Annotated in this window: 11 protein-coding genes; 2 read left to right on the plus strand and 9 right to left on the minus strand. The window is 62.3% G+C overall.

Annotated elements, in window-relative coordinates:
* Positions 1-137 precede the first annotated feature (137 nt).
* The 6 genes from lpxC to aqpZ form a co-directional block, all read right to left on the minus strand.
* Complete coding sequence (lpxC, locus tag AC244Q_RS14835; RefSeq protein WP_012758277.1) at positions 138-1,094, minus strand: UDP-3-O-acyl-N-acetylglucosamine deacetylase; 957 nt, start codon at positions 1,092-1,094, stop codon at positions 138-140.
* A gap of 263 nt (positions 1,095-1,357) precedes the next feature.
* Positions 1,358-3,076 (minus strand): cell division protein FtsZ, encoded by a 1,719-nt coding sequence (gene ftsZ, locus AC244Q_RS14840; RefSeq protein ID WP_012758278.1) that lies wholly within the window; start codon positions 3,074-3,076, stop codon positions 1,358-1,360.
* Positions 3,077-3,131: 55 nt separating this feature from the next.
* Positions 3,132-4,463, minus strand: coding sequence for a cell division protein FtsA (ftsA, locus tag AC244Q_RS14845; RefSeq protein ID WP_012758279.1), 1,332 nt, complete (start codon positions 4,461-4,463; stop codon positions 3,132-3,134).
* Positions 4,460-5,392, minus strand: coding sequence for a cell division protein FtsQ/DivIB (locus tag AC244Q_RS14850; protein WP_012758280.1), 933 nt, complete (start codon positions 5,390-5,392; stop codon positions 4,460-4,462). The genes ftsA and AC244Q_RS14850 overlap by 4 nt, the downstream gene beginning before the upstream one ends.
* Positions 5,380-6,306, minus strand: a complete 927-nt coding sequence (locus tag AC244Q_RS14855; RefSeq protein WP_012758281.1) for a D-alanine--D-alanine ligase — start codon at positions 6,304-6,306, stop codon at positions 5,380-5,382. The genes AC244Q_RS14850 and AC244Q_RS14855 overlap by 13 nt, the downstream gene beginning before the upstream one ends.
* A 273-nt stretch (positions 6,307-6,579) precedes the next feature.
* On the minus strand, positions 6,580-7,266 hold the full coding sequence (aqpZ, locus tag AC244Q_RS14860) for an aquaporin Z (protein ID WP_012758282.1): 687 nt from the start codon (positions 7,264-7,266) through the stop codon (positions 6,580-6,582).
* A gap of 269 nt (positions 7,267-7,535) precedes the next feature.
* On the opposite strand from aqpZ, the gene AC244Q_RS14865 reads away from it, so the two are divergent.
* Together AC244Q_RS14865 and AC244Q_RS14870 are read left to right on the plus strand one after the other, a co-directional pair.
* Positions 7,536-8,849: an MFS transporter gene (locus AC244Q_RS14865; protein ID WP_026157426.1), complete on the plus strand. Its 1,314-nt coding sequence runs from the start codon at positions 7,536-7,538 to the stop codon at positions 8,847-8,849.
* A 114-nt stretch (positions 8,850-8,963) separates the two neighbouring features.
* Positions 8,964-9,893 (plus strand): UDP-glucose 4-epimerase family protein, encoded by a 930-nt coding sequence (locus AC244Q_RS14870; RefSeq protein ID WP_128406798.1) that lies wholly within the window; start codon positions 8,964-8,966, stop codon positions 9,891-9,893.
* 3 nt (positions 9,894-9,896) lie between these two features.
* On the opposite strand, the gene murB is transcribed toward AC244Q_RS14870, so the two are convergent.
* Genes murB through murG form a run of 3 tightly spaced genes read right to left on the minus strand, consistent with a single transcriptional unit; the run spans position 9,897 to position 13,404 of the window.
* The gene (gene murB, locus AC244Q_RS14875; RefSeq protein WP_027664258.1) at positions 9,897-10,871 is read right to left on the minus strand and encodes a UDP-N-acetylmuramate dehydrogenase; all 975 of its coding nucleotides are present in this window, start codon (positions 10,869-10,871) and stop codon (positions 9,897-9,899) included.
* A complete protein-coding gene (gene murC / locus AC244Q_RS14880) occupies positions 10,868-12,283 on the minus strand; it encodes a UDP-N-acetylmuramate--L-alanine ligase (protein WP_113545210.1) in 1,416 nt (471 codons plus the stop codon). The genes murB and murC overlap by 4 nt, the downstream gene beginning before the upstream one ends.
* Positions 12,280-13,404 carry an undecaprenyldiphospho-muramoylpentapeptide beta-N-acetylglucosaminyltransferase gene (murG, locus tag AC244Q_RS14885; RefSeq protein ID WP_128406797.1) on the minus strand — a complete coding sequence of 375 codons (1,125 nt, stop codon included), beginning with the start codon at positions 13,402-13,404 and terminating at the stop codon, positions 12,280-12,282. The genes murC and murG overlap by 4 nt, the downstream gene beginning before the upstream one ends.
* Between the last annotated feature and the right edge of the window lies 1 nt (position 13,405).

Here is a 13,405-nt window from a genome sequence, read left to right on the forward strand (position 1 = left end):
CAGCCGCAGAATGATCGGCTTTTCAACTTCTTCCCGACCTGTGGCGGCCAAGCATCGGTCTATTGCCGTAGACACGCCGGACATAAAAAAACCGCCTCCGGGAAAGAGGCGGCCTGGTCTTGAGAATATGCTGGAGGTCATGCCGACCAGGGAGCGAATTCCGAAGCACTGACCGCGATCAGTTCGCGGGCAGCGACGCGCTGGCGCGGCGTCGACGTCTCGACCACTTCGTAGGCGGAGGAATCGGCGAGCAGCGCCTTCAGCGCATTGGCATTCATCTTGTGACCGCCGCGATAGGAACGGTAGCAACCGATGAACTGGACGCCGGCAAGGGACAGATCGCCGACGGCATCGAGCGTCTTGTGGCGGACGAATTCATCCTTGGCGTAACGCAGCCCTTCGACGTTGATGACGGTGTTGTCGTCCGAGATGACGACGGAATTTTCGAGCGAGGACCCGAGCGCGTGGCCCGACGCCCAGAGACGTTCGACATCGCGCATGAAGCCGAAGGTGCGGGCGCGCGAAAGCTCGGCCTTGAAGACGGCGGGCGTCATATCGCCGGCCCACTTCTGCCGGCCGATCAGCGGGCACTCGAAATCGATTTCGACTTCGAAGCGTGTACCGTCATAAGGACGGAATTCGCTCCAGGAGCCGCCATGCTCAATTCGCACCGGCTTGGTGATACGGATATAGCGGCGCTTGACGCCGAGGGAGACGAGACCGACCTGCTCGATTGCCTCGACGAAGGGCAGCGAGCTTCCGTCCATGATCGGCATTTCGGAGCCCTGCACCTCGATCACCACATTGTCGAGGCCGAGCGCATAGACGGCGGCCATGACATGCTCGATCGTCGCAACCGAATGGGCCGGCGAGAAGCCGAGCACGGTGCAGAGGTCGGTATTGCCTACCTGCGAGGAGACGGCCTTGAGTTCGGTGATGTCGCCATTGTCATGCAGGCGCTGGAAAACGACGCCGGTGTCCGATTCGGCCGGGTTCAGGGTGATCGACACTTCCGCGCCCGAATGGACCCCGGTGCCCGAAAGCGTCACGGGACGCGATACCGTCGTTTGAAAACCCAGCAAGCCAATTGCCATAAACTCTGCCTTTTATTCTTCCGTACCGGCGGTCTGTCCGATCGGCACGGTCATCGTTCATTCTGCATAAGGAGCCGTCGAAAAGACTCCCAGGGCAGTTTTCTTGCGACCATACTTACGTGCGCCGACGCTCCAATCCAAATCACTGTTTCTTTCGCTTTGTTACGAAGTCACGCGATTGAAATTGCTCGCGAATCGCAGGCTGAAAAACAGCAATGCCCGGGACCTTGATCCCGGGCATGAACGGGTGCCGAAGCACGGTATCAGTTCGACTGGCGACGCAGGAATGCCGGGATTTCCAGCTGGTCGTCTTCCTGCATCATCCGGGCCTGCGGAACCGCGCGACCTTGGTCGTCGAGGTTGCCGCGACGCGGTGCGTAGAGGCTTGCCTCCGGCGACAGCGGACGGCGCTGCTGCGAAGCGGCCGGCGGTGCTGCGGTCATATCGGCGGCAACGGCGTCGTCGTCGCGACGGCCAAGCGAATTGGTGATTCGCTTGAGGAGGCCCATCGGACCGCGCTCCTCCGCCGCATGGGCAGACGCCGGCTGCGTGCGGTGGTCGAGTTCGGCCTGGACGACCGGCGGGAAATCCTCGACCTTCGGCATGCGCATCGGTTCGGGCGCCTGACGGATGACCGGCTCCTGCCGGATCGGCTGCTGCTGGACCGGCTGGCTGATGACCGGCTGGCTCATGGCGGGCGCCGGAGCCTGCTGCTGTACCGGTGCCGGACGCATTGCCGGAGCTTCCGGTGCAGGCGCGAAAATCTTGCTCTGCGGACGGAAGGCCTCCTGCTGTGGAGCCGGCTGCTGCAGCGATGCGGCAGCACGCGGGGCCGGAATTTCGAGCTCGCGTTCCATCTCGGCTTCGCGGATGGTCTGCGCGATCGGATCCATGGCCTTCGGTGCCTGCATCACGGGGGCAGGCTGAACTGCGGCCGCTGCCGGAGCAACAGCCGCGGAGGGACGGATAACCGGCCTTGCTGCCGGCTGGAGGTTGCGTTCGGCGGCTTCGTTCATCGCCCGGTCGATGCCGGTTGCGACGACCGAGACGCGGATGATGCCTTCGAGCGATTCGTCGAAGGTGGCGCCGAGGATGATGTTGGCGTCAGGATCGACTTCCTCGCGGATGCGGGTCGCGGCTTCGTCGACTTCGAAGAGGGTGAGGTCGCGACCGCCGGTGATGGAGATCAGCAGGCCCTGGGCGCCCTTCATCGAGGTTTCGTCGAGCAGCGGGTTGGCGATCGCAGCCTCTGCAGCCTGCAGCGCGCGGCCGGAGCCGGAAGCTTCGCCGGTGCCCATCATCGCCCGGCCCATCTCGCGCATCACCGAGCGGACGTCGGCGAAGTCGAGGTTGATGAGGCCTTCCTTGACCATCAGGTCGGTGATGCAGGCAACGCCCGAATAGAGAACCTGGTCAGCCATGGCGAAGGCATCGGCGAAGGTCGTCTTGTCGTTGGCAATGCGGAAAAGGTTCTGGTTCGGAATGACGATCAGCGTATCGACAGACTTCTGCAGTTCCTGGATGCCCATCTCGGCCAGGCGCATGCGGCGCCCGCCTTCGAAATGGAACGGCTTGGTGACGACGCCGACCGTCAGGATGCCCTTGTTGCGAGCCGCCTGTGCGACAACCGGAGCAGCACCTGTGCCGGTGCCGCCGCCCATGCCGGCGGTGACGAAGCACATATGCGTGCCGTTCAGGTGATCGACGATCTCGTCGATGCACTCCTCGGCGGCCGCCCGGCCAACTTCCGGCTGCGAGCCGGCACCGAGGCCTTCAGTGACGTTGACGCCGAGCTGGATGATGCGCTCGGCCTTCGTCATCGTCAGCGCCTGCGCATCCGTGTTGGCGACGACGAAATCGACGCCCTGGAGGCCGGCGGTAATCATATTGTTGACGGCATTGCCGCCTCCGCCGCCAACGCCGAACACGGTGATGCGCGGCTTCAGCTCTGTGATGTCAGGCTTTTGCAGCTTGATGGTCATGGTACCTGTTCCTTCTCTCTCTGGCCGCATCGCCACGCCGGCCAATTACGCAATTTCAGAAGCTTTCCTTCAGCCACTGGCCCATACGGGCGATGCGGCTGTTATTTCCTCCAAGCGACATGAGCAGACCGCTCTGTGACGCATGTGTCTCCATGTCCGCGACCTGCGGATAGATCATCAGGCCGACGGCCGTCGAAAAGGCCGGACCCTTGGCCGCCGTCGGCAACCCCGAGACGCCCATCGGACGGCCGATGCGGACGTTGCGGGCAAGGATGCGCCGCGCCACATCGGCAAGGCCGGTCAGTTGGCTCGCTCCGCCGGTCAGCACGACGCGCTTGCCGACGATCGGGCTGAAGCCGGAGCGCTGGATACGGTCGCGGATCAGTTCCATCGTCTCTTCGATACGGGCCGAGACGATGCGTGAAACCAGCGCCCGCGGCACCTGCGACGGCTGGTCGCGATCGTCCTCGCCGATCGGCGGGATCGAGATCAACTCGCGCTCGTCGGAGGAATTCGAAAGGGCCGAGGCATGCACGACCTTCAGCCGCTCCGCATCCTCGATGCGGGTCGAAAGACCGCGCGCCAGGTCGGTGGTGACGTGATGGCCGCCGAGGCCGACGGCATCCGTATGAACGAGCTTGCCCTCGGCAAAGACCGAGATCGTCGTCGTGCCGCCGCCCAAGTCGATCGCCGCGCAGCCGAGCTCGACCTCATCGTCGACGAGAGCCGCAAGACCCGATGCATAGGGCGTCGCGACGATGCCCTCGACTGACAGATGCGCACGATTGACGCTGAGTTCGAGGTTCTTCAGCGCCGAGCGCTCCGCCGTCACCACATGCATGTCGACGCCGAGCGCATCGCCGTACATCGCCAGCGGATCGCGGATGCCGCGCTCGCCGTCGAGCGAGAAGCCGGTCGCCAGCGAATGCAGCACCGAGCGGTCCTGGCGCAGCGACTGCTGGCAAGCGGCCGACAGCACCTTCTTCAGATCGTTGAGTTCGACTTCCTGGCCACCGAGATCGATCGTCGCGGTATAGATGTCGCTGCCGAGGCGGCCAGCCGTCAGGTTGACGATCAGGCTTTCGACGGTCAGCCCCGCCATGCGCTCGGCCGCGTCGACGGCGAGACGGATGACGCCTTCCAGCGCGTCGAGATCGGCGATGACGCCGGTCTTGATGCCACGGGAACGCTGGTGACCGATGCCGATGATCTCGATATTGTGCGTGCGGCCCGGCAGGATCTGGCTTTCCTCGCGCGGCGTCAGCCGGCCGATCATGCAGACGACCTTGGTCGAACCGATGTCGAGCACCGAAACGACATGTGACCGCTTCGACGAAAGCGGCTTCAGGCGCGGCAATCCGAAATGGGATGAACCGAACAAGCTCATATATTCTGCCCCGCCTTCTTCAATTCTTTCGTACGCTCCGTCACTGCCGTCTGCCTGCGGACCGCCGCCTCCGGCGTCAGCTGGATCGCGGTTCTGTCGGCCAGCCTGAGATCGACTGCGGCAATGTCCCGCTCCAGCAGCTGGTGCTCCTTGTCGAACTTCGAAAGCGTCGCCAGTGCCTGGTCGATACCGTCTTCCGGGAGCTTGACGACGACGCCGTTGTCCATATGCAGGTCCCAGCGACGCCCGGATATCCAGACATAGGCCTTCACGCGGGCCTTCACGTCGGGCCATTTCGAGAAGGCATCGTCGAGCGAAGCCGCCGCCGTTTCGGCATCGCGGCCGACGACGAGCGGCAGCGCCGAAAACTTGTTGTCCCGCAGCGGCGCAATGACGCTGCCGTTCTTCTCGATCAGGGAAAGCTCCTGCCCGTGCTGCCAGATCGCATAGGCCTGGCGCTCTTTAAGCTTCACCTCGATCGTCTTCGGATAGATCTTGCGGACCTCGACATTTTCGACCCAGGGAAGATGCGCGATCTTTCGGCGGGCGGCATCGACGTCGAGGGCGACCAGCGAGGTCGTGCCGTCAAGGCCGATCAACTGCAGGATCTCGATTTCGGAGGTTTCCGAATTGCCGGAGACCTTCACGTCCTCGATCGCAAAACCCGCGGCCGTCGTTGTCGCCTGCGCGACGGCTTCCGTGTGACCGCCGAGCGACATGCCGTAAAGCCCCGTCGCACCCAAGAAAGCGAGCGCCGAGACCGTGCCGGTATGAACAGGAATGTAAATGCGGCCGCTGCAGAGACTGATCAGAAAGCGCGTGACCCGGCGCAGCGGACGCGGCAGCACGAACCGCTCTTCGGCTTCCATGATCGGAAGCACGGCATGATGGCTGGGGCGCCCTATCCTTTTGACTGTCAACGCAAACAAGACGCGTCCTCCACCATCCACCGGAGAAACTGACCAAACGAATAGCCGGCATGACCGGCCATTTCGGGCACGAGCGAGGTTGGGGTCATACCTGGCTGGGTATTGACTTCCAGCCAGATGATTTCGCCGTCTTCGGAGAAACGATCGTCGTAACGAAAGTCGGACCGACTGACGCCGCGACAACCGATTGCCTGATGCGCCCTTAGGGACAATGTTTGTATTTTTTGGTAAATATTCGGTGAAATTTTCGCGGGGATGACGTGTTTTGAACCGCCTGCCGCGTACTTGGAGTCGTAATCATAAAAATTGTGTCCCTGCGGCACCACTTCCGTGACACCGAGCGGAGTTTCACCCATGACACCGCAGGTGAGTTCGCGACCGTAAACATAGCGCTCGACGATCACCTCTTCGCCGTAGCGCCATTCGGGCGAGCTGACGATCTGTGGCGGATGCGCCTGATCTTCGGTGACGATGACGACGCCGAAGCTCGACCCTTCGCGGACGGGTTTCACCACATAGGGCGGCTTCATCGGATGCGTCGCGGGAAAGGCGAAACGGTTGACCACCTGCGATTCGGCCACCGGAATGCCGGCGGCGCCGGCAACGAGCTTCGCCTTGTCCTTGTCCATCGCCAGCGCCGAGGCAAGCACGCCCGAATGCGTATAGGGGATTTCAAGATATTCGAGGATGCCCTGAATGGTGCCGTCCTCGCCGAACGGGCCGTGAAGCGCATTGAAGACGACATCGGGCTTCAGCGCAGCAAGCTTCTCGGAAACGTCGCGCGCCACGTCGATACGCGTCACGTCGAAGCCCTCTGCCTCGAGGGCTTCTGCGCAAGCCTTTCCCGAGGAAAGGCTGACAGGCCTTTCCGAGGAAAATCCGCCCATCAGGACAGCGACATGCTTGCGACTCATCAACACCCCCAAAAAATAACTTCCAGTTTCGAAATCGACGCTTGCGCGAAGCTGTCTGCGTCGTTTCAGGCCTTTGTCCGACCTGGGTGCATTAGAGCATCATTATGGTTAATGAAGTGTTTACTTTCGTTAACTTCGTATTGCCGCGCCCTTGATTTTTTAACCTTCTCTTCTTCGGGATTGCCAGATCGAAGACGCCGCCGATCCGCGAAAACAGAAAAACCCGCACGGAAAAACCGCGCGGGCTCAATGGGATAGCTCGCTATCTTGCAGTCAGTCGGCGTCGTCGAGGAATTTCCATACGAGCCCGCCGAGCGCTCCACCCGCAAGCGGCGCAATCCAGAACAGCCAGAGCTGCTGCAGCGCCCAGCCGCCGACGAAAAGCGCCTGGCCGGTGGAACGCGCTGGATTGACCGAGGTATTCGTCACGGGGATGGCAACGAGATGGATCAGCGTCAGGCCGAGGCCGATCGCAAGCGGCGCGAAGCCCGAAGGCACCCGGCTGCTGGTCGAACCCAGGATGATGATCAGGAAGAACATGGTCAGCAGCACTTCGATCAGCAGCGCCGAAAGCAGTGAATAACCACCCGGAGAGTGCTCGCCATATCCGTTGGCGGCAAAGCCGCCGAGTTCGAAACCCGCCTTGCCGCTGGCGATGAGATAAAGCAGCGCCGCCGCGGCGATGGCGCCGACAACCTGCACGACGATATAGGGAACGAGGCGCGCCGCCGGAAACCGTCCGGCAACTGTAAGGCCAAGCGAGACGGCGGGATTGAAATGACCGCCCGAAATGCCGCCCACGGCATAGGCCATCGTGAGCACGGTCAGACCGAACGCAAAGGCCACGCCGACAAAACCGATTCCAAGCTCGGGATAGGCCGCGGCCAGCACGGCACTGCCGCATCCGCCGAAGACCAGCCAGAACGTGCCGAGAAATTCGGCGACAAGACTCTTTTGCATGGATATTTCCTCCGCCCTCAACCAGAGGGTTAGCAATGAATCCGTTACAATTTGATTCCGGTCAAGCATGTGAGCGTCACCGTGGCAAGCCTCGCGCAAGGCAGGAAAACCCAAGGATTCGAGATGACGCCGGGGACCGCGAGCCGGTAACGCATGCGGGCAGCGTCCCCTGTAAACACTCCATGTTTTGACGTTTTCACAGACCTGAAATAGCGTTAAAACCCGCCGGCCTCCCACGGCGATTCACAAAAATACTGATTGGAATGAAAATGCCTGACGCGATCTCCGCATCGCCGACTCCTGCCTCGAACAGCACGCAAGTCAATTCTCCGGCCCGCGTCCTTATCGCCAGCCTTGTCGGCACCACCATCGAATTCTTCGACTTCTACGTCTACGCGACAGCAGCCGTCCTCGTCTTCCCGCATCTCTTCTTCCCGGCAAGCGATTCGAACGCCGCAACGCTGCAGTCGCTCGTCACCTTCTCGATCGCCTTTTTCGCCCGCCCCATCGGCGCCGTGGTTTTCGGTCATTTCGGCGACCGTATCGGCCGCAAGGCGACGCTCGTCGCCGCACTGATGACGATGGGGCTTTCGACGGTCCTGATCGGCATGCTGCCAGGCTATGATGCGATCGGCATCGCAGCACCCCTGTTGCTGGCCCTTTGCCGTTTCGGTCAGGGCCTCGGCCTCGGCGGCGAATGGGGTGGCGCCGTTCTGCTTGCCACCGAAAACGCTCCTCCCGGCAAGCGCAGCTGGTACGCCATGTTCCCGCAGCTCGGCGCGCCGATCGGCTTCATCCTCTCCTCCGGCTTCTTTCTCATCCTGGCGGAAACGATGAGCAACGAGGATTTCCTCGACTACGGATGGCGCATTCCCTTCATCGCCAGCCTCGCCCTCGTCGCCGTCGGCCTCTATGTCCGTCTGAAGATCGCCGAGACGCCGGAATTTCGCAAAGCCGTCGAAAAGCACGAGCGCGTTGCCGTACCGATCGAGGTCGTCTTCCGCGACCATCTGCGCAGCCTGATCCTCGGCACCTTCATTGCTGTGGCGACCTTCGTGCTGTTCTACCTGATGACGGTCTTCACGCTCTCCTGGGGTACGACACCTCTGGAAAAGGGTGGGCTCGGTTACTCCCGCGAGCAGTTCCTGGTCGTCCAGCTTGTCGGCGTCCTGTTCTTCGGCCTGACGATCCCGCTCTCCGGCTGGCTCTCCGACCTCTATTCGCGCCGCACCATCCTGACGCTGACGACGATTGCCATCGCCATCTTCGGCTTTTTCTACGCGACGCTGTTGACCAGCGGTCTGACCGGCGCTTTCCTGTGCTCGATCATCGGCCTCGCCTTGATGGGCTTCACCTACGGCCCGATCGGCGCTGCCCTGGCCGCCCCCTTTCCGACCACGGTGCGCTATACCGGCGCCTCGATGACCTTCAACCTCGGCGGCATCTTCGGCGCTTCGCTCGCCCCTTATATCGCCACCTGGCTCGCCACCCATTACAGCCTGGACTATGTCGGCTACTATCTCGCCGCCTCGGCAGTGATCTCGCTCGTCTGCATCCGGCTGTCGGGCCGCGAGGAAGTCTGAGCCTCGAGCAGCAAGCAAACAACAAGCCGCGACTTGCCAACGTCGCGGCTTTTTTATTGATGCCGTGAGCAGTTCCGGTTAACCGGAACACTCACGGCAAAACGGGAAAAGATCATGCGATGCCTCATTACCGGCGCAGCCGGCTTTGTCGGTGGGCCTCTCGTCGAAAGACTGCATAGAGAGCGGATATCCGAGCTCGCGGTGACGACGCGATCTGCAGCCGCCAGCTTCCCGACATCAGTGCGGCATTTCCCCATCGAGATAACAAGCGAAACCGATTGGACAGCGGTTCTCGAGGGCATTGATGTCATCGTCCATCTCGCCGCTCGTGTTCACATCATGAACGACCGCGCAGCCGATCCGCTTGCGGAATTTCGTCGGATCAACACCGCCGCCACGTTGAACCTCGCCGAGCAGGCCGCCCGCGCGGGCGTAAAAAGGTTCGTCTTCATCAGCAGCATCAAGGTCAATGGCGAGGAGAACGATCGGCCTTTCCGGCATGACGATACGCCAATGCCGATCGATCCCTATGGCATTTCGAAGCTGGAAACTGAAATCGGGCTGCATGAAATCGCCGCTCGAACAGGCATGGAAGTCGTCGTCATTCGGCCGCCGCTCGTCTATGGACCCGGTGCGAGGGGCAACTTCGCCCTGCTCGTCGGACTTGTCCGGAAGAAGATACCACTCCCCTTCGCGTCGCTGAAGAACCGCCGGACCCTGGTCGCCCTTCCAAATCTCGTTGATCTGATCATCACCGGGATGAAGCATCCGGGTGCTGCCGGCCAGACCTTTCTCGCGGGCGATGGAGAAGATCTTTCGACTCCCGGGCTTATCGAAGGGATTGCCGCAGGGCTGGGTGTCAAGCCGATGCTGCTCCCCTTCCCCCCAGCGCTGTTGCAGATGGGTGCGCGCGTCACCGGAAAGGACGCCGTCTACCAGCGTCTTTGCGGTTCCCTGCAGGTCGATATATCCCACGCCCGCGACGTGCTTGGCTGGTCGCCCGTCGTCACACCGCGCGAGGGCCTGAAGCTTGCGGTGAAGTAACCGCTACTCGCTCGTCACGCCGTGAAACGGACGCACTTCTCGGCCGGGCATGAAGACACCGAGGCGTTTGATTTCCCATTCAAGCTTGATGCCGTCTTTTTCGAAGACCTCGCGACGCACCTGTTCGCCGAGATATTCGAGATCGTAGCCGGTTGCCTGCCCCATGTTGATCATGAAGTTGCAGTGAAGCGACGACATCTGCGCTCCGCCGATGACGAGGCCGCGGCAGCCTGCCTCGTCGACCAGTTTCCAGGCCGAATGGCCGGCCGGGTTCTTGAAGGTAGAGCCGCCGGTCTTTTCGCGCACCGGCTGCACCGTCTCGCGATGGTTGCGCACGGCGTCCATCTCGGCGCGGATCTGGGCGCGCTCTTCCGGATAGCCCTCGAACAGCACCGAGGTGAAGATCAGATCTGTCGATGCGGTCGAATGCCGGTAGGAATAACCCATCTCGGCGTTGGAAAGCACATGCTTGTCGCCCTTGCGGTCGACCGCATGGACTTCGATCAGCCGCTCGCGCGTCTCGACGCCGTTGGCGCCGGCATTCATGCGCGCCGCGCCGCCGATGCCGCCGGGAATGCCGTAGAAGAAATGGAAGCCGCCGATGCCGTTGTCCATCGCCATCGCCGCGACATGTTTGTCCGGGCAGATGGCGCCGGCGAGAATGCGGTTTTCACCGGCAAGCTCGACGAAGCCGAACCCCTTGGCCGACAGGCGCAGCACGACGCCGGGAATGCCGCCGTCGCGTACCAGGATGTTGGAGCCGACGCCGACCACCGTCAGCGGCACCTCTTCCGGCAATATCTTCAGGAAGGCGACGAGATCGTCGATGTCATGCGGCTGGAACATCAGCTCGGCCAGGCCACCGGCCCTGAACCAGGTGACACGGTCCATAGGGGCATCCGGCGTGATACGGCCGCGGATATCCTTTACACCGTCTCCGAGAGACGCGAGAAGCTTTTCCCCATTCACCTGTTTCATACGGACTTTCCCGATAGGCCTTCCAGTTGCTTGGGCAGCGCCGCCGCCCAGGATGTGATGCTCCCAGCCCCCAACAGAACCACGAAATCGCCAGGCTTTGCAACCTCCGCGACCATCTGCGGCAGAAGCTCCGCCGAGCTTAGAAAGCGGGCGTCGCGATGGCCGCCGGATTTGATGCGCGAGACCAGCGACACGGAATCGATACCCTCGATCGGATCTTCGCCCGCCGCATAGACAGGTGCCAGGAAGATGCTGTCGGCATCGTTGAAGCAGGCGGCGAATTCCTCGAACAGGCTAGCAAGACGGCTAAAGCGATGCGGCTGGTGGACGGCGATGACACGCCCCTTGCAAGATTCCCGGGCGGCGCGCAGCACCGCTTTGATCTCGACGGGATGATGGCCGTAATCGTCGAATATCTGGACCCCGTTCCACTCGCCGGTCAGCGTGAAGCGACGCTTGACGCCACCGAAGGAGGCAAGCCCCTTGGCGATATCGGCGCTCGATATGCCGAGCCGGTTGGCAACGGCGATCGCCGCCGTTGCGTTGGAGATATTATGCCGTCCGGGCATCGGCATGACCAGCCCCTTGAGCTCAATCACCTGGCCGGTGCGACGGCGGCGGATTTCGACGTCAAAGATCGAGCGCGTGCCGTCGATGCGCACATTCATGAAACGCACGTCAGCCTGCGGGTTTTCGCCATAGGTGATGATCTTGCGGTCCTCGATGCGGCCGACCAGCGACTGCACCTCGGGATGGTCGAGGCACATGACGCCGAAGCCGTAGAACGGCACATTCTCGACGAATTGCCGGAAGGCGGCGCGCACAGCGTCGAAATTGCCGTAGTGGTCGAGATGTTCCGGGTCGATATTGGTGATGACGGCGACATCGGCCGGAAGCTTCAGGAAGGTGCCGTCCGATTCATCGGCCTCGACCACCATCCACTCGCCCTCGCCCATGCGAGCATTGGTGCCGTAGGCATTGATGATGCCCCCATTGATGACGGTCGGGTCAAGCCCGCCGGCTTCGAGCAGTGTGGCGACCAGCGAGGTGGTCGTCGTCTTGCCGTGCGTGCCGCCGATGGCGATCGCATTGCGGAAACGCATCAGTTCGGCCAGCATTTCGGCACGGCGCACCACCGGCAGCAGCTTTTCGCGCGCGGCGATGAGCTCCGGATTGCTCTTCTTGATCGCCGTAGAGACGACGACGACTTCGGCCTCACCCAGGTTTTCAGGCCGGTGACCGACGAACACTTCGATGCCCTTGTCGCGCAGGCGCTGGACATTGGCGCTGTCGGCCTGGTCCGATCCCTGCACCTTGTGGCCGAGATTATGCAGCACCTCGGCAATACCGCTCATGCCGATGCCGCCGATGCCGATGAAATGGACGAGGCCGATCGTCTTCGGCAGTTTCATGCGCGTGTCCTCTTGAATTCCGCAATTGTCCGTCTGGCGGCAATAGCCTCAACCATGTCGGCAAGCAAGTTCGCGGCATCGGTTTTCCCGGCGCGTTTCGCCGCCGCCGCCATGTGCGAAAGCTTTTCCGGATCGTTCATGACAGCCGTCAGGATCGCCGCGATCTTCTCCGGCGAAAGCTCCAACTGGGCGATCACCTTCGCTCCGCCGGTCGCAGCGAGTGCCGCCGCATTCGCCGCCTGGTCGTGATCGAGAGCATGCGGGTAAGGGACGAGCACGGCCGGCCGGCCTATGACGGAGATTTCCGAAACCGTGGATGCGCCCGAACGGCAGATGACGAGATGCGCCCTCGCCAGCCTCTCGGCCATGTCGGTAAAGAAGGGAGCGATATCGGCCCCCATTTCCAGCTTGGCGACGCAGCCGCTGACCATTTCCATATCCTCGGGACGCACCTGCTGGGTGATGCGCAGGCGCACGCGAAGCGCCTCGTCGAGCAGGCTGATCGCCGTCGGCAGCGCCTTGGAGAAATATTGCGCGCCTTGGCTGCCGCCGAAGACGACGAGGTTGAAGGCCTCGCCCGGATGCGACGGCGTGTAAGGCACCTCGGCCGCGGCGATGATCGCCGGGCGGACCGGATTGCCCGTCGTCACCGTCTTGTCTGGAAAGGCCGCGCCCCCCTCCGGCAAGAACCCGCCAGCGATGGCCTGCACGCGGGTTGCCAAGGCCTTGTTGGCGCGCCCCATCACGGCATTCTGCTCGTGGATCATCGAGGGCACGCCGAGCCGGGTGGCGGCAAGCAGTGGCGGCACGGTGGGATAGCCGCCGAAACCGACGACGATAACGGGCCGCAGCCGCTGGATCAGCTTCTTTGCCGCCCGCATGCCGCTCCAGAGTGTCCACAGCGAACGGGCGACTGCCACCGGGTTCTTCGAGCCGATCGTCGCCGAGGGTACGACATGGATCTCTTCGGCCGGGAACTTGCCGGCATAACGTTCGGCCCGGCTGTCCGTGACGAGATGCACCGAATAGCCGCGCTCCTTCAGCTTGAAGGCCAAAGCCTCCGCCGGAAACACATGGCCGCCGGTTCCCCCGGCGGCAAGCAGCACGATGCCTTTGCTCATG

The organism is Rhizobium sp. CB2179, assembly GCF_057653455.1.

Excerpts from the sequence above, each read along its gene's own strand:
- AC244Q_RS14855 (WP_012758281.1), bottom strand. The coding sequence starts at position 6,306 with ATGAGTCGCAAGCATGTCGCTGTCCTGATGGGCGGATTTTCCTCGGAA.
- murB (WP_027664258.1), bottom strand. The coding sequence starts at position 10,871 with ATGAAACAGGTGAATGGGGAAAAGCTTCTCGCGTCTCTCGGAGACGGT.
- aqpZ (WP_012758282.1), bottom strand. The coding sequence starts at position 7,266 with ATGCAAAAGAGTCTTGTCGCCGAATTTCTCGGCACGTTCTGGCTGGTC.
- murG (WP_128406797.1), bottom strand. The coding sequence starts at position 13,404 with ATGAGCAAAGGCATCGTGCTGCTTGCCGCCGGGGGAACCGGCGGCCAT.
- ftsZ (WP_012758278.1), bottom strand. The coding sequence starts at position 3,076 with ATGACCATCAAGCTGCAAAAGCCTGACATCACAGAGCTGAAGCCGCGC.
- AC244Q_RS14870 (WP_128406798.1), top strand. The coding sequence starts at position 8,964 with ATGCGATGCCTCATTACCGGCGCAGCCGGCTTTGTCGGTGGGCCTCTC.
- lpxC (WP_012758277.1), bottom strand. The coding sequence starts at position 1,094 with ATGGCAATTGGCTTGCTGGGTTTTCAAACGACGGTATCGCGTCCCGTG.
- AC244Q_RS14865 (WP_026157426.1), top strand. The coding sequence starts at position 7,536 with ATGCCTGACGCGATCTCCGCATCGCCGACTCCTGCCTCGAACAGCACG.
- murC (WP_113545210.1), bottom strand. The coding sequence starts at position 12,283 with ATGAAACTGCCGAAGACGATCGGCCTCGTCCATTTCATCGGCATCGGC.
- ftsA (WP_012758279.1), bottom strand. The coding sequence starts at position 4,463 with ATGAGCTTGTTCGGTTCATCCCATTTCGGATTGCCGCGCCTGAAGCCG.